The organism is Paenibacillus bovis, assembly GCF_001421015.2.
Classification (GTDB): domain Bacteria; phylum Bacillota; class Bacilli; order Paenibacillales; family Paenibacillaceae; genus Saccharibacillus; species Saccharibacillus bovis.
The window spans coordinates 2,308,455-2,325,624 of record NZ_CP013023.1; the positions used below are offsets into that span (position 1 = coordinate 2,308,455).

Consider the following 17,170-nt stretch of genomic DNA (forward strand, 5'->3'; position numbering starts at 1 on the left):
GAGGAACAGAATCATGAATACAGAAGCAGCGCACGATGTGCTTACGATACTGCATACCAATGATATTCACAGTCATTTTGAAAACATGGGCATTCTCGCCGCTATCGCCGGAGATTACACGGACAGACTGGGACGCGATCATGTACTGCTCGTTGATATTGGAGATCATATGGACCGGATGTCTCCCGAGACCGAAGGGTCGGAAGGCGGCGCCAATATCGATATTATCAATATGACCGGATATGATGCTGTGACAATTGGTAACAATGAAGGACTTACCTACACATCGCCTATATTGAATCAGGCGTATGCAGGTATTATTTGTCCGGTCATATGCAGCAATGTGATTGAACATGAGAGTGGCATACCGCCTGTATGGATGAGAACCCATCAGATTATCGAAAAGGGCAGCTGGAAAATCGGCTTGATCGGTGCCACAGCTCCTTATGGAGATTTCTATGACTTGCTAGGATGGGATGTCAGTGATCCGGTCAGCAGTCTGCGTCCACTGGTCGATCAGTTGCGCGGGGAAGTGGATCTGCTCGTGATGCTTTCGCATCTGGGGCTGTCGGCGGATCAGCGGCTGGCAGAGCAGCTGCCGGAAATCGATGTGATTCTAGGTGGACATAGTCACCATGTACTGGATCGTCCGCTCTGGGTAGGATCTACAGTGCTCGGTGCAGCCGGCAAGTTTGGCCAGTATATGGGACAGATGACCTGGCAAAAGGATACGCTTGGCGGACGTGCGCATCTGCTGGACGGAGGTCTGATTGCTATCACGGAAAATATGCCGCGCGAAGAAGCGGTAGAAGCGGCTATCGTACTCCACAGGCAGCGGGCAGAAGAGCGGATGAGCCGTACAGTGGCGATACTGGAAGCTCCGCTGAAGATTGATTACGAACGGGAATCCTCGCTTGGCAATCTGCTGGCACAGGCGGTACGCCGCTATACAGGTGCCGAGTTGTCGATCGTAAATGCAGGACAGCTGCTGGATGAACTGCCTGCCGGCGAGATCACAGAGTCGCTTCTGCACCGACTGTGCCCGTCTCCAATTAATCCGTGCATTACCCTGCTGCGCGGTAGCAGTATTCGGCGTGCACTGGAGCAGTCCTTATTGTCCGAATTTACGAATAAGGCCATTATGGGCTATGGCTTCCGCGGCAAAATTCTTGGCTGTCTGTGTGTAGACGGACTGAAGATTACCTGTGATCTGTCCAGACCGGCGTATCAGCGTATTACCGGCCTGGAAATTAACGGCCAGCCGCTGCAGGATGATCAGGAATACAGCGTGGGATCACTCGATATGTTCACTTTCCGGATCGGTTATGATTCACTCAGCGAGAGTGCAGGCGTAACCTATATGCTGTCGGAATTTATCCGCGATCTGCTGCGCAGCGAGCTGCAGACACCGGGAGCGGTGCAGTCCTGTGCCGGAGCGCGCTGGTTTATGGTATGATAAACAGGACCTTGTATCCATAATCACAGCTTGCCTGTACGGCAGCGTTAGGATTATGCGAATTCAGGGTTAATACATGAGATAAGGTGAAGATACAAATGACAGTAATACACAGAAGTGAATGGCCGCTGAAAGAATTATCCCCGAGTTATGACCCGTGGGACCCGCTGCTGTCGCTTCGCCAGTATGGCAAACATACGCTTACCAGCGTAGAGATGACCGTCACCAATTTGTGCAATATGCGCTGTGAGCATTGCGCGGTAGGTGATTCGCTGGTGATGCGTGAGCCGGATATGATTCCGCTGCCGCTGATGCTGAAGCGGCTGGATGAAGTAGAGAACCTCCAGACGATCAGTATTACCGGAGGAGAGCCTACATTCCGCAAGCAAACTGTGGATGAAGTCATTGTGCCTTTACTTCGATATGCGCGTGAGCGTGGAATCCGTTCACAGATCAACTCCAATCTGACGCTGGATATTGGCCGGTATGAGAAATTGCTGCCATATCTGGATGTAATGCATATTTCGTTTAACTACACATCGCCCGATGACTTCCATGAGGTGGGATTTGCTAACAGCGGACATCCTGTTCCGCGCGAGGCAGCTGTGCGCATGTATGACAAAATGATGGAGAATACCCGTCGGCTGAGTGAAGCAGGCATGTTTATTTCTGCCGAATCTATGATTAACTACCGTACACACCGCAAGCTGCCCGAGATTCATCGTATTATTGGTGAAATGGGCTGCAAGCGCCATGAAGTGCATCCGATGTATGCGGCTGATTTTGCAGCAAGCCTGCCAGTATTATCGCTCGGCGACTTCCGCGCAGCGATTCATGATCTGCTGGATCACCGTGATCAGGAGATGTGGATGTTGTTCGGTACACTTCCATTCTTCAGCTGCAATCCGGATACGGCCGATCGTGAACTGGTATCTCGTCTGTATCGTGAAAAGAATGTAACGGTACGTAATGATCCGGACGGACGCAACCGGGTTAACGTGAATATGTTTACCGGTGATGTGTTTGTAACGGATTTTGCCGCGATTCCGGCTTTTGGCAATATTCACAATCGTAAGCTGGATGATGTGTTCGGCGAGTGGAGCAATAATCATCCACTGAATCAGCAGGTAAACTGCCACTGTGATGCGGCAGCTTGCTGTGGACCGAATCTGCTGGTAGCGGATATGTATTACAAAGACACGGATTTCAAATCACGCAAGGCACTGCTGTAAAACTGCCATATGCCGGTGATGTGAAACTGCTCTCTTAGGTTAGACGACCCGGCGAAGGTACCATATATCCGAGAAAAGGGGCGTTCCGGTTGGGGCATGAGTTTGACTTAGGCACTTTATTGCTTAATTTGGCACTGGTATTTGTGCTTGTATTTTTGAATGGATTTTTTGTGGCGGCGGAGTTCTCACTGGTCAAAGTGAGACATTCGCGTCTTACCCAGCTGCAAAGCGAAGGAAATCGTCTGGCAGGATATGCACTCAAGGTAAACAGCAAGCTGGATGCCTACCTGTCGGCGACCCAGTTCGGGATTACCCTGGCTTCTCTGGGTCTCGGCTGGATCGGGGAACCGGCGATTTCGGAGCTGCTGGTTGAACCGATTATGTACAAGCTTGGCTTTGGCGATCCCACGATCATTACAACCGTATCGGTTGTAATCGGATTTGCTGTAATTACGTTCCTGCATATCGTACTGGGCGAGCTGGCACCCAAATCACTGGCGATTCAGCGCACAGATGGTGTGTCACTGGCGCTTTCCGGACCGCTGCTGTTCTTTTATCGGGTATTTTTCCCGTTTATCTGGCTGCTCAATATGGCGGCCAATGCCGTACTGCGCCTGGTGGGTATCGAACCGGCCAGTGAAGCAGATGGAGCGCATTCGGAGGAAGAGATCCGTATTCTGATGAATCAGAGTGCCAAAAGCGGTGTGATGGACGAAGGCGAGATTGAGTTGGTTAACAATATTTTCGAGTTTTCCGACCGATTGGCTCGTGAAGTTATGCTGCCTCGTACGGATATGACCTGTCTCTACACCAATCTGTCCCGGGAAGAAAATCTGGCGATCATTAATGATACCAAGCATTCACGCTATCCGGTCGCGGTAGAAGACAAGGACAGAATTATCGGATTCGTACATATTACGGATGTTCTGCTGTCTCCGGTCAATCAGCCCTATGATCTGGCATCGCTTGCCCGTCCGATTCTGAATGTACCGGAATCGATGGAGATCAGTCATGTACTGCAGCTGATGCAAAAAAACCATGCCCAGCTTACACTGGTTGTGGATGAATACGGAGGAACCGCCGGACTGCTGACTGCAGAAGAGATTCTGGAAGAGATCGTCGGTGATCTATACGATGAATTCGAGGATGAGCGACCAGAGATGGAGATGCTGGGTGATATTATTTCCGTCGATGGCCGGATGTTGATCGAGGATGTCAACGAATTGGCCGGTGTAGAGATCGATGACGATGAAGTCGATTCGATTGGTGGCTGGATGTTCAAAGAACTCGAAGGCGTACCGGAAGTCGGGAAAACCGTTGAAGTGGATGGAGTCGTATTCGAAGTGGCAGAATCGGAGCGCCTGCGGATTATGCGAGTGCATGTACATCCTCTTCCCCAAGCAGAAGAAACCGATTCCGAGGATAATCGCGAGGATAAGGATTCCCATTCCTGATCTTGAATAACACACATAAGCAGTACCATAACGGCAGCCGCAGGGTAAACGTGCACGATTCAATCAGCATAATCCCATTTTGCGGCTGCCGTTAAATTTACATAAAGATGAGGAGTATGGAATCATGAAGGATGGATCTGCACTGAAAAAGCCGCAAGCGATGATGTTTGATATGGATGGAACGCTGTTTGAGACCGAGACGGTGCTGCTTCCTGCCTATCACAATACATTCGAGATTCTGCGTGAAGAAGGATTGTATCATGGAGATACGCCGCCGGACGAGATTATTCTAAGCTGTCTGGGCATGCTGCTGGAAGATATCTGGACCCGTGTTATTCCGGGGGCCGAGCCGCGTACTGTCGCAAGAGCGAACCAGCTGCTGCTGGATCTGCAGGTAGATGGCATGAAAGCCGGCACTTCCCGTCTGTACCCGCACGTGATGGAGACACTGACCTATTTGCATGATCAGGGCGTCCGTCTGTTTATTGCTAGTAATGGCCTAGAGGGTTATGTCAAAGGTGTAGTGGAAATACATCAGATGAGCTCGCTGCTGGAAGGGGTATACAGTGCAGGCGAATATCAGACTGCATCCAAAGTCGATCTGGTCCGGCTGCTGCTGGACAATCACGATATCACTTCTGCCTGGATGGTCGGTGATCGTTCATCGGATGTAGAGGCTGGCGTCAAAAACAGCCAGACGGTGATCGGATGCAACTATGCAGACTTCGGTGATACGAGTGAGCTGGATGGATCGGATGTTATTATTACTTCATTTGACCAGCTGCGCCGTCTATATGATGAGGCGCAGTAGAATCAGCAAAGCGATATATTTTACATCGGAGCTCAAATCAGTTACCCTGTATAGGACGTGTTAAAAATAGTGCTGCCCTGCAGGATATCTCCTGATAAGCAGACAGGCAAGACCATACTGATTTGGAAAGTGGGAATCTGACCATGAATATTTACGATAAGGCACATGAATTATCTGCAGCTATTCGCGACAGCAAAGAAGTAACCGATATTACAGCCGCTCTGAAATTGATCGAGAGCGACCCGGAAAGCCAGCGTATGCTGGACGACTTCCGTACGCGTCAGATGGAAGTACAGCAGCGCATGATGTCCGGCGATATGCCGAACCCGGAAGAGATGGAGCAAATGGAAAAACTGTTCGAGGTGCTGAACCTGAACCTGAATATCCGCCGTTTGTTCGATGCCGAGCAGCGTCTGAGCACCATCATCGAAGATATCAACAAAATTATCACGGACAGCCTGAGCCATCTGTATGGCGGAGCTGCTGAATAATCTGTTGTAATCTGTCGACACATAAAGGTATAACAGAAGTCTGGTGAATGCTTCCGTAGCTACAGTGAATATCTGCTGACCATAGACATTCAACAGACGGATAATCTGTAAAACAAAAGCAGCGAGCGTTATCTCCCACAAGTGCATGGTGAGATACGCTCGTTTTTTGTGCTATAATAAATGCACATTGATACAGATGCTGGAAGGTGGTGTTACAGTTGCAGGAACATGAGGAATCGATTACAAAGCATGAACAGCTTTTGCAGCATATCGAAAAGCTCAAAATCGGCTCCAAAATCTCTGTGCGCAAGCTGGCCCGGCAGATGGGCGTGAGTGAAGGAACAGCCTATCGTGCGGTCAAAGAAGCGGAAAACATGGGTATTGTGGTTACCCGCGAACGGATTGGTACCGTACGGATCGAGAAACGCCCGCGCGGAATCTCTGATCAGCTGACCTTTGCCGATGTGGCGGAGATTGTAGAGGGCAAAGTACTCGGCGGTGGCAGTGGTCTGGACAAAACGCTTGTTAAATATGCGATTGGTGCAATGAAGATGGACGCGATGATGCGTTATGTGGAAGCGGGCAGTCTGTTGATCGTAGGTAACCGTGAGGATGCTCATTCTCTTGCACTGGAACACGGAGCAGCCGTGCTGATTACAGGCGGCTTCGGTACGAGTCTGGAGGTCAAGGCACTCGCGGATGAGCGTGGACTGCCGATCATTTCTTCCCGTCATGATACCTTTACAGTTGCCTCGATGATCAACCGGGCGCTATTTGATCGGATGATCAAAAAGAAGATTATGCTGGTCGAGGATATTATCGCAGGCAAGCCCAAACCTGGTGTGCTCAAAGCTTCCAGTATGGCGGCGGATTTTTATGAAGTGGCGGAAAAGACCGGTTATCTGCGTCTGGCTGTCGTAGATGAATGGAACCGGGTGATCGGGATTGTCGGTCGCAAGGAAATCGAAGAGCTACAGGAAGATCAGCCGATCGAGAAAGTGCTGATTCGCAGACCGATAACGGCTACCTTGCAGACATCCCTGGCTTCGGCAGCCCAGACGATGATGTGGGAGGGTATTGATTTCCTGCCTATCGTCGATCGCAACCGCAAGCTGATCGGCACGGTGACCCGGCGTGAAGTGCTGCAGGCGATGCGAGATGCCCAGCAGGAGCCGCAGGCAGGCAACGTAGAGACGTTTGACCATCTGATCTGGAACGGATTTGCCGAGGAGCGGGATGAGGACGGAGGTATCGTCTACCATGGCTTTATAACGCCGCAGATGGCGACAGACCTCGGGAATATTTCCGAAGGTATTCTGATCTCGGTCATGATCCAGGCAGCGATTCGTACAGCGCGCCTGCTGAGTGGACATGATTACGTACTCGATAATATTTCAACGTACTTTTTGCGTCCGGTGCAGATCGAGGATGCGATTGTGATTCGTCCTATTGTGCTGGAATCCAGCCGTCGTACGTACAAGCTGGAGATCGAGATCATTTACGAAAATATGCCGGTCTCCAAGTCGGTACTGACTCTGCAATCGATCGACCACGGATAAAAAAGGCTGTGCGGAACATTCATCCGCACAGCCTTTTTTGAACTGAATATAGCAGTTATATCGATATGGAATATGGAAGTTACATGGGTATATACATTTGCATAAGGACAACCATATGACCGAAGTGAAATAAAAAGCGGAATGAAAATTTTTACAAGAAATCCACAGCTATAGCAGTTGTTATACTTTGAACTTCTCGACCATGACTTTAAGTTCCTGAGCAACATTCGATAATACCGCGGAGGAAGCAGCGATTTCTTCCATTGTCGCCAGCTGCTGTTCGGTAGCGGCTGACACCGATTCAATCTCACCTACAGACGTGCTGGTAATATCAGACATCTGATTGACCGACTGGATCACCTGCTGTGTACCGCTGGATAGATTGGAAGAAGCGGAGGAGACGCTCTGAATACTCTGTGCGACTTCCTGGACGTACTGGCGAATCAATCCAAAAGACTGTCCGGCGGTATGGACGGCATGGATACTTTGTTCCACTTCCTGAGAACCTGCTTCCGTCTTGTTGACTACGGTATGAATTTCTTTTTGGATACTGTCGATCAGACTGCTGATCTGATTGGCCGAAGAAGAAGCTTCATCTGCCAGATTGCTGATTTCTTTGGCGACTACGCTGAATCCTTTGCCATGTTCACCTGCGCGTGCCGCTTCAATACCGGCATTCAGGGATAACAGATTGGTCTGTTTGGCAATCTGGGCGATAACACTGACAATCTGATTAATCGTCTGCGAGTGATTATCCAAATTGTTCACAGAACCGGATAAATCGCCAAAAATGGATTTTAGTTTGGTGATTTCATTGCCGGCAGCGCGGAGAGCTTCGTCTCCTTCGGTGACTTTGGTCGAAGTCAGCACCGCGGTAGAAGCGACTTCCTGGGCACTGCCGGCGATATTCTGGATACCATCGGCCATCTGGTGAACAGTGGAGGATGTATGATGTACATGCTCTGCCTGGCGATCGGAACCGGCAGCCATTTCCTGTATAGACTCGGCAATATGCTGGGAGGCATAGGAAGTCTCGCCTGCGCTCGCTGTCAGCTCTTCGGAAGAGGATGCCAGATGAAGAGAAGTGTCTTTGAGATGGGAGACGATATTCCGCAGATTCCCGGTCATTTCTGCCAGTGCATCGGACAGGGCGCCTACTTCATTTTTGGATCGGATAGTCCAGGTGGAGGTCAGATCACCTTCTGCTACCGCACGGGTCACCTGAACCAGCTGCATAATCGGGCGTGTCAGACGGGTAGAGAAAATATATCCGGCAGCAATAGCAGCCAGCAGGGAAACTGCAAGAATAATCATACTGTTGTACAGCAGTGTGTAATAATCTTCCATAATGAGGTTGTAGGATTTCTCGCTGAATACGGTCCAGCCTGTTACCGGATCAGGTACAAAAGAAACCAGCTTTTTGTTAGCCCCTTCCCCATAGGTCACAGTGCCCGATTGACCGGCAGAACCTTGCTGGAAGGATGGAGTGGACTTGATATCCGTGTCCAGGGAAGCAGCAACAGGATGAGCGAGAATAACCCCTGTACGGTCAGCGATATAGGCGGTCTGACCGTTAATGGAGAACTCCTTGGCATAGGCGCTCATGCTATCGAGCGGCAGTGAACACTGGATCAGACCAGTCAATGTATTGGTATTATCAAAAACGGGATAAACGATATTGATGATTTTTTTGCCGGAGGATTTGCTGACGAGTACGTCGGATACAACCTGCTTCTGGGTGGAGATCAGCTGTTTGAAATAATCGCGGTCGCTGACATTATCGAGATCGGCATCGGTGTTTTTGGCGAGCTGCTGGCCGTCTTTGCTGCTGAATACGATCGTTTGCAGTTCCGGGTGTAGCTTGGAAGTCTGGACGAGCAGATTTTTGACCTGCGGTAATTGAGCGGGAGTAAATTGCTTGAGTTCGGGATTGGTGGCGAGCTGCTGCAGCATAGCGAGCTCTGTATTTACCAATGTTTGCGCTTTCTGTAGTACCAGTTCAACATTCTGCTCGTTCATGTTATAAGCGTCTTTTTGAATTTTGTGGGTGGTGCTGATCAGGCTGAATGCACCGAATACAACCATGGGAATGATTGTAATCAGACACATCATCAGGATTAACTGTTTTTTCATCACGCATATCCCCTGTCTCGTTTAATGAATATGAATCATTATTCTGAATGATTGATTTATCGGTGCTCTGATCGGGGAAGTTTAGAACAGAATAAGAGACCTTATTGGTCGTAGTCATTTTTTTGCAAATACTGCCGGTCTATAGGCTGAATATGATAAAATAGTATAGATGAGAGTACTGATTCATCAGTCATTTGATATTACACAAGGAAAGCAGGGAAGCGTATGACCCCATTTGTACATTTGCATGTGCATAGTGAATACAGTCTGCTGGACGGGGCTGCGCGTATCCAGGATCTGGTCGCGAGCGCGGCGGCGGCAGGGATGACTTCGCTGGCACTGACGGATCATGGCGTAATGTATGGTGCCATCCCGTTTTACAAAGCCTGCCTACAGCATGGCATCAAGCCGATTATTGGCTGTGAGGCGTATTATACGGCCGGATCACGCAAGGAAAAGGCAGCACGCAAAGACCAGCCTATTCACCACTTGTTATTACTGGCCAAAAATGAAACAGGCTACCGGAACCTGATGAAGCTCTGCTCTGTCGGTCATCTGGAAGGTTTTCATTATAAACCGCGTATCGATGCGGAAGCACTGCAGCAGTATCATGAAGGAATTATTTGTCTCAGCGCCTGTCTTGGCGGAGAAATTCCGCAGCATTTGCTGCATGGACAACTGGACGAAGCGAGAAAGGCAGCGCTGCGTTACCAGCAGATTTTTGGAGAAGACTTTTATATCGAGCTGCAGGATCACGGTCTGGCTGAACAGAAAAAGGTCACACCACTGCTGATCGAATTGGCACGTGAACTGAATATACCGCTTGTAGCAACCAATGATGTGCATTATCTGACCGAAGAGGATGCCAAAACGCAGGATGTACTGATCTGTATCGGTACCGGCAAAACGGTAGAGGATGAGAGCCGTCTGCGTATCCCGACCAATCAACTGTATCTCAAAAATGGCGAGCAAATGGCAGCACTGTTCCGCTATGTACCGGAAGCGATCGAAAATACGGCTACTATTGCAGATAAATGCCATTTGGAGCTTACTTTTGGCACTTCGCTGCTGCCTGCTTACCATCCGCTGCCGGAAGGCATGAATGCAGGTGCCTACCTGGCGCAGCTGTGTCAGGAGGGTCTAATCCGGCGCTACGAAAAGACTCCTTTATGGAATGATCCCGAAGAGCGTCAGGGACTGGAAGAGCGACTGGCTTACGAACTATCGGTAATCGGTAATATGGGATTTGACGATTACTTTCTGATCGTATGGGATTTTATGAATTATGCCCATCGCCAGGGAATCGCTACCGGACCGGGGCGGGGATCGTCTGCCGGTAGTCTGGTCGCTTATGTATTGCAGATTACCAATGTGGATCCGATCCGCTACAAGCTGCTGTTTGAGCGTTTCCTGAATCCGGCGCGGGTATCTATGCCCGATATCGATATCGACTTCAGCGACCTGCGCCGGGATGAAATGATCGATTATGTGGTGGAAAAATACGGACGTGACCGGGTTGCGCAGATTATTACTTTTGGTACGCTGGCTGCGCGCGCCGCGGTACGGGATGTGGGACGTGCGCTGAATGTACCTTATACCGATACCGACAAAGCAGCCAAGCTGATTCCGGCACAAATTGGTGTAACGATTCAGCGTTCACTTGACCAGGTACCGGAATTAAAAGAAAGATACGCCAAATCCGCGCCGGTACGCGAAATGATCGATACGGCACTCAAGGTCGAAGGCATGCCGCGTCATGCGTCTACCCATGCGGCAGGCGTTGTTATTTCCAGTGGTCCATTGACTGATGTCGTTCCTCTGCAGGAAGGCAGTGAGCATGCGGTGCTGACACAGTATACGATGGAGAATCTGGAAGCGATCGGTATACTTAAAATGGATTTCCTGGGTCTGCGTACATTGTCCATTATCGAGCGCTGTCTGGAATGGGTGAAGGAACAGACTGGAGAGAACATTGATTTTGACCGCATTCCGGTCGATGATCCGGAAACTTATCGAATGCTCAGCCAGGGTGATACCATGGGCGTGTTCCAGCTGGAGTCTCCGGGTATTCGCAGAGTGCTGCGTGATCTGAAGCCGAGCGAATTTGAAGATATCGTCTCGGTCAATGCGCTGTATCGTCCGGGTCCGATGGACTTTATTCCACGCTACATCGAAGCCAAGCATGGCCGCGCTGTACCGGAATATCCGCATAATGACCTGAAGCCGATTCTGGAAGATACGTATGGCATTATCGTCTACCAGGAACAGATTATGCAGATTGCTTCTACTATGGCAGGATTTTCACTAGGAGAAGCGGATCTACTGCGGCGAGCCGTATCCAAGAAAAAGCGGGAAGTGCTCGATCAGGAACGCGAACACTTTGTGCAGGGCAGTCTTCAGCAAGGGTATACCGAGCAGGATGCCAATGTCGTGTACGATATGATTGTGCGTTTTGCCGATTATGGATTCCCGCGTGCTCATGCGACGGCTTACGGTGTGCTGGCTTTCCAGACCGCCTATCTCAAAGCTCATTATCCGGTACAATTTATCGCCTCTATGCTGACTGCGGTAATGGGAACGCATCGCAAAGTGGCGGAGTATGTGCTGGAATGCCAGCGTGTCGGTGTCGAGGTACTGCCGCCGGATGTGAATACGAGCGGAATTACCTTTACCCCGGTTCTGGAAGATTTGGCTCTACCACATCAGCTAGGAGAGAATCCTGCTGAAGATGTAACGGAACATGCGCAGCTATCCCGGGAAAATTCGGATAGCAATCGGGATAGACTGGAAGCTAATTCTATTGGTGACCAGACAGTGGAATCAGCACAAATCACCGGGCATATCCGTTTTGGACTCGGTGCGGTCAAAAATGTCGGTACCCAGGCGATCAACAGCATTATCAAGGAACGCGCAGAGCGTCCATTTGATAGTCTGGTTGATTTCTGTCGCCGCGTAGACCCCAAAGCCTGCAACAAACGTGTTATCGAATCCCTGATCCAGGCCGGAGCATTTGACACGTTGCCAGGACATCGCGCCCAGCTGCTGCAGATGCTGGATGAGACGATCAAGGAAGCAGCCAAATGGCGCAAGGAACGCGAGGAGCTGCAGATCGAGATGTTCGATTTTGATCTTGGCGAGAAGCCCAACTGGGAAGTCTCGTATCCGGATATTCCGCCATTTACATCTGGCGAACAGCTGGAATTCGAGCGCGAGCTGCTGGGGCTATATTTATCGGGTCATCCGCTGGATGATTATGAACGGGCGATTGAAGAGTCTGGTTTGTCCAGGCTGATGAACCTGCATGAAGCCGAGGATGACAGTATGGTAGCCGTAGCAGGGATGGTCGTTTCGCTCAAAGCGATCACGACCAAGCAGGGCAAATCGATGGCCTTTATGGAAATGGAAGACCAGATCGAAAAATGCGAGGTTGTCATGTTCCCCGAGGTATGGCGTAAATATAATGAGCTTGTGGATAAAGGGGTACTGCTCGTAATTCGGGGAAGACTTCAAAAACAGGAAGAAGAAGGCTTCAAGCTGCTTGCCGAGGAAGCGGTGCCGCTCACCCCGGCATCCGCTGGCGAAATGGCCGAAAAAGCACGCCAGCGGCGCAGCAAAGCACCAGCCGGTGCTTCATCGGCATCCCGGCGCCCGGCAGCTAAAAGCAATACACAGCCTGCAGCAGCAGGTACAGGCAGAGCTTCTTCCGCTGGTGGCGCTTCGGCTTCTCCTGCGTCGTCTTCCTCCGGCAGCAAAGCTGCTGTCGAACAGAATAGTACAAGCAAACCAAGCCAGACCGTGTATATCAAAATTACCCGCGAAGCCCAGCAGGCAGGACGGCTGGAGCAGCTCAAACAGCTGCTTTCCAGTCATCCCGGTCAGCTCGGTACCGTCCTTTTTTACGAGGAAAGCCAGAAGCTGTTGGATCTGAGCGACAGCTACCGGATCAAGCCATCGCCTGCGCTGTTCCAGGAAATGGAACAAATGCTCGGCGAAGGCACTGTAAAAGTCAAGTGAAAAAGCACCCTGCGGTCCACCGGTTATGATCGACCGGTGGATTGATTTATTGTCTGTGCTCTTTGTTACGGCAAAAAAATGTGGTATGGTATCATTATCCCATGATGTGGGCTTAAGTATGCCTATTTTTTGTAATCACTAAGTCCAGCTTGTGTTCGTTATAAATAATGATGATTTATTCAATAAGCAGGGGAATAAGTATACGTCTGAAGAGGTGTAGTTGTGTTTAGAGATTTATTCCAGAAGAAGAAAAAATATGCGACCATTCCTTCACAGCGCTGGAGCAATGAGTCCGCATCAGATGAGCCGTCGCAGGAACGCCCAAAACGGGAAATTCCGGAAGGACTAATGAACAAGTGCAGCAAGTGCGGTACGATTCATTACAGCAAGGAACTGGAAAAGAACCTGAAAGTGTGCAGCAACTGCGGCTACCATATGCGCCTGAATGCGATCGAACGGATCGTCATGCTGGTGGATGAAGGCCAGTTTACGGAAATGGATGCCGGTATGGAATCTATTGATCCGCTGAACTTCCCGGGTTACGCCAAAAAGCTGGAGCAGCAAAAAATGAACTCCGGCCTGCGTGATGCTGTGATTACAGGTGAAGGCATGATCGAGGGGCATCGTGCGATGCTCGCGGTGATGAGCTTTGACTTTTTCAGCGGAAGCATGGGCTCGGTGGTCGGGGAGAAAATTACCCGTGCGATCGAAGCAGCAGATGAGCGCAATCTGCCGCTGATCATGTTCTCCACATCCGGCGGTGCCCGTATGCAGGAGAGTATTATCAGTCTGATGCAGATGGCCAAAACGAGTGCGGCATTGTCGCGCTTCCAGGATAACGGCGGTCTGTACATATCCGTCATCACGGATCCGACGATGGGCGGAGTATCTGCGAGCTTTGCGACACTTGGCGATGTGATTATCGCTGAACCGGGTGCGCTGTTTGGCTTCGCCGGACGAATCGTTATCGAGCAGACGATCCGTCAGAAGCTGCCTGATAATTTCCAGACAGCCGAGTTCAACCTGGAGCACGGACAGCTGGATATGGTTGTTCACCGCAAAGACATGAAGACTATGTTGTCCGATCTGTTGGGCTATCATAGCGGGAAAGGGGGATTTTAAGTGGCAGGAGAGATGCCTTTTGAAATGCCTCTCGTTGAATTGCGTAAAAAGATCGACGAGCTAAAGCAGTTCGGTCAGGAAAAAGGAATTGATTTCGCTGATGAAATCAATCGTCTGGAAGAGCGTTATCGCCAGATGGAAAGCGAAATCTATACACATATCAGCCCGGCGCAGAAAATGCATCTGGCCCGGAATCAGCAGCGTCCTACGACGCTGGATCTGATTCCGCTTATTTTTACGGATTTTATCGAACTGCATGGTGATCGCATGTTCGGTGACGATCTGGCGATCGTTGGTGGACTTGCACGTCTGGAAGGTCAGCCGGTAACGGTTATCGGTCATCAGCGCGGCAAGGATACCAAGGATAATATCGCACGTTTCTTTGGCAGTCCCCATCCCGAGGGCTACCGCAAATCGATCCGTCTCATGAAGCAGGCGGAGAAATTTGGCCGCCCAATCGTGACATTTATTGATACCAAGGGTGCGTATCCGGGTAATACAGCAGAAGAGCGCGGTCAGTCTGAAGCAATCGCCCGCAGCCTGTGGGAGATGGCCAGATTGCGTGTGCCTGTCATCTGTGTAGTCATTGGCGAAGGCGGAAGCGGTGGTGCGCTGGCGATAGGTGTAGGCAACCGTGTACTCATGATGGAAAATGCTATTTATTCGGCGATTTCACCGAATGGTGCAGCTTCTATCCTGTGGAAAGATGCTTCCAAAGCCGATCAGGCTGCCGAAGCGATGAAAATCACGGCAGATGATCTGTTGCAAATGGAGATTATCGAAGGGATTGTTCCCGAACCTCGCGGTGGCGCCCATAAAGATTACGAAGCAACTGGAGCCGCTCTGAAAGAACATCTGCTGATGCATTTGCAGGAATTGTCCGGTATGGACGGCGATGCACTGGTTGAGCAGCGTTATCAGAAATTCCGCAAGATCGGTGAATTTGCGGAACGACGGGTAAGCAGCAATTTCTTTGGAAGCTCAAGCGAGAGCGAGCAGACGAACGTCGAGAAGGCAGAGGATGAATCTATGCAGCCGATAGATCATACCATCAAGCACTTTTCTTCATTGACCGAACCGTCGGCAGATGAGGAAGCTCCGCGCACTCCGCCTCATTAATTCGTAAGGTTCACGGCGGAATTTATATGCAATTTACACGGGTATCGTATAATTTACTACAGAGTCTCGAAGATGGCTTATGAGGATTCCGGAGCGTCCGCCGACCGGCTTCTTCAACAAGCTGTATACAAAAGCGAGAATTTGTAGTAAATTTGTTTGTTGGGGCTTGTTGTTACCAAACGATAAGCTATGTTGGAAAAAGAAAAATAGAGAGACCTTGAAAACGGAGGAAATCGATTATGCGCAAAACGAAAATTGTATGTACGATTGGACCGGCAAGTGAGTCCTTGGAAAACACGAAAAAACTGATCATGGCAGGTATGAACGTATCCCGCCTGAACTTCTCCCATGGTGATTTTGAAGAACATGGCAACCGTATCAAAAACATCAAACAAGCCAGCAAAGAACTGGGTAAAACCGTAGCAATCCTGCTGGATACCAAAGGTCCGGAGATCCGTATCGGCAAACTAAAAGAAGAGCCGATTGATCTGGTTCAGGATGAGTACATCACGCTGACTACCGAAGAAATCCTCGGTGACCAGCATCGTCTGACTGTATCTTACCAAGATCTGCCGGGAGACGTGGAAGTAGGTTCCACAATTCTGATCGACGATGGTCTGATCGGTCTGAGCGTAGTACAGGTTCTGGGTACTGAAATCAAGTGCCGTATCGTTAACGGCGGACAAATCAAAGGCCGCAAAGGCGTTAACGTACCGGGCGTGAATATTTCCCTGCCAGGTATTACTGAAAAAGATGCGAACGATATTATCTTCGGTATTGAGCAGGGTGTAGATTTCATCGCTGCTTCCTTCGTACGTAAAGCAAGTGACGTACTGGAAATCCGTAAATTGCTTGAAGAAAAAGGTGCTCCGCACATTCAAATCATCTCCAAAATCGAGAACCAACAAGGCGTGGACAACCTGGATGAAATCCTGGAAGTATCCGATGGCCTGATGGTAGCCCGTGGCGACCTTGGTGTGGAAATCCCTGCCGAAGAAGTACCACTGGTACAAAAACGCATGATCGAAAAATGTAATCGTGCAGGCAAACCGGTTATCACAGCAACTCAAATGCTGGATTCCATGCAGCGTAACCCGCGTCCGACCCGTGCGGAAGCAAGTGACGTAGCCAACGCGATCTTCGATGGTACAGATGCAATCATGCTGTCCGGCGAAACAGCTGCTGGTAAATATCCGGTAGAATCCGTACTGACAATGTCCCGCATTGCAGAAAAAGCGGAATCCGCACTGAACTATCGTGAAATCTTCCTGAAGCAAAGCCATGCACAACAAACTACAGTAACTGAAGCAATCAGCCAATCTGTAGCGAGCTGCGCCATGGATCTGAATGCAACAGCGATCATTTCTTCTACAGAATCCGGTCATACTGCACGCGTGGTATCCAAATATCGTCCGCAAGCACCAATCATTGCGGTAACGACTAAGGAACAAACGATGCGTCGTCTGGCTCTGACTTGGGGCGTACTGCCAGTTAAAGGCACAGAAGCTCATTCTACAGATGAACTGTTCGATATCGCCCTGCAGGGTGGTAAAGATTCCGGTCTGCTCAAAGAAGGCGATCTGGTTGTTATCACAGCTGGTATCCCACTGGGTAAATCCGGTTCTACAAACCTGATCAAAGTAGCACAAATGTCCGCGAAATAATCCGGCATAGTGCTTATATAGTACGATGCAAAAAAAGCAGTGGAATCTTCCATTGCTTTTTTTGCTGATTTGCTGCGTACTTGTACAGGTAGCAGCATATAGAAAAATCCAATAT

At 49.9% G+C, this 17,170-nt stretch carries 11 protein-coding genes; 10 read left to right on the forward strand and 1 reads right to left on the reverse strand.

The window, feature by feature from the left end; translation table 11 throughout:
- Positions 1 to 13 precede the first annotated feature (13 nt).
- The 6 genes from AR543_RS09855 (at position 14) to AR543_RS09880 (ending at position 7,003) form a co-directional block, all read left to right on the forward strand.
- Entirely contained in the window at positions 14 to 1,456 is a 1,443-nt protein-coding gene (locus tag AR543_RS09855; RefSeq protein WP_060533960.1) for a bifunctional metallophosphatase/5'-nucleotidase, read from the forward strand.
- Positions 1,457 to 1,554: 98 nt separating this feature from the next.
- Entirely contained in the window at positions 1,555 to 2,688 is a 1,134-nt protein-coding gene (gene yfkAB / locus AR543_RS09860; RefSeq protein WP_060533962.1) for a radical SAM/CxCxxxxC motif protein YfkAB, read from the forward strand.
- Between the two features lie 89 nt (positions 2,689 to 2,777).
- Complete coding sequence (locus tag AR543_RS09865; protein WP_060533964.1) at positions 2,778 to 4,142, forward strand: hemolysin family protein; 1,365 nt, start codon at positions 2,778 to 2,780, stop codon at positions 4,140 to 4,142.
- Positions 4,143 to 4,266: 124 nt separating this feature from the next.
- Positions 4,267 to 4,953, forward strand: coding sequence for an HAD hydrolase-like protein (locus AR543_RS09870; protein WP_060533966.1), 687 nt, complete (start codon positions 4,267 to 4,269; stop codon positions 4,951 to 4,953).
- Positions 4,954 to 5,096: 143 nt separating this feature from the next.
- Positions 5,097 to 5,444: a YlbF/YmcA family competence regulator gene (locus AR543_RS09875; protein ID WP_060533968.1), complete on the forward strand. Its 348-nt coding sequence runs from the start codon at positions 5,097 to 5,099 to the stop codon at positions 5,442 to 5,444.
- 218 nt (positions 5,445 to 5,662) lie between these two features.
- Complete coding sequence (locus tag AR543_RS09880) at positions 5,663 to 7,003, forward strand: DRTGG domain-containing protein (RefSeq protein WP_060533970.1); 1,341 nt, start codon at positions 5,663 to 5,665, stop codon at positions 7,001 to 7,003.
- A gap of 180 nt (positions 7,004 to 7,183) precedes the next feature.
- On the opposite strand, the gene AR543_RS09885 is transcribed toward AR543_RS09880, so the two are convergent.
- Positions 7,184 to 9,136 carry a methyl-accepting chemotaxis protein gene (locus AR543_RS09885; protein WP_060533972.1) on the reverse strand — a complete coding sequence of 651 codons (1,953 nt, stop codon included), beginning with the start codon at positions 9,134 to 9,136 and terminating at the stop codon, positions 7,184 to 7,186.
- A 225-nt stretch (positions 9,137 to 9,361) separates the two neighbouring features.
- On the opposite strand from AR543_RS09885, the gene AR543_RS09890 reads away from it, so the two are divergent.
- From AR543_RS09890 to pyk, 4 genes are all read left to right on the forward strand, one after another.
- On the forward strand, positions 9,362 to 13,150 hold the full coding sequence (locus tag AR543_RS09890) for a DNA polymerase III subunit alpha (protein ID WP_060533974.1): 3,789 nt from the start codon (positions 9,362 to 9,364) through the stop codon (positions 13,148 to 13,150).
- Between the two features lie 222 nt (positions 13,151 to 13,372).
- Positions 13,373 to 14,272 (forward strand): acetyl-CoA carboxylase, carboxyltransferase subunit beta, encoded by a 900-nt coding sequence (accD, locus tag AR543_RS09895; protein WP_060533975.1) that lies wholly within the window; start codon positions 13,373 to 13,375, stop codon positions 14,270 to 14,272.
- Positions 14,273 to 15,391 (forward strand): acetyl-CoA carboxylase carboxyltransferase subunit alpha, encoded by a 1,119-nt coding sequence (locus AR543_RS09900; protein ID WP_060533977.1) that lies wholly within the window; start codon positions 14,273 to 14,275, stop codon positions 15,389 to 15,391.
- A gap of 239 nt (positions 15,392 to 15,630) precedes the next feature.
- Positions 15,631 to 17,055: a pyruvate kinase gene (gene pyk, locus AR543_RS09905; protein ID WP_060533979.1), complete on the forward strand. Its 1,425-nt coding sequence runs from the start codon at positions 15,631 to 15,633 to the stop codon at positions 17,053 to 17,055.
- The last annotated feature ends 115 nt before the right edge of the window (positions 17,056 to 17,170 follow it).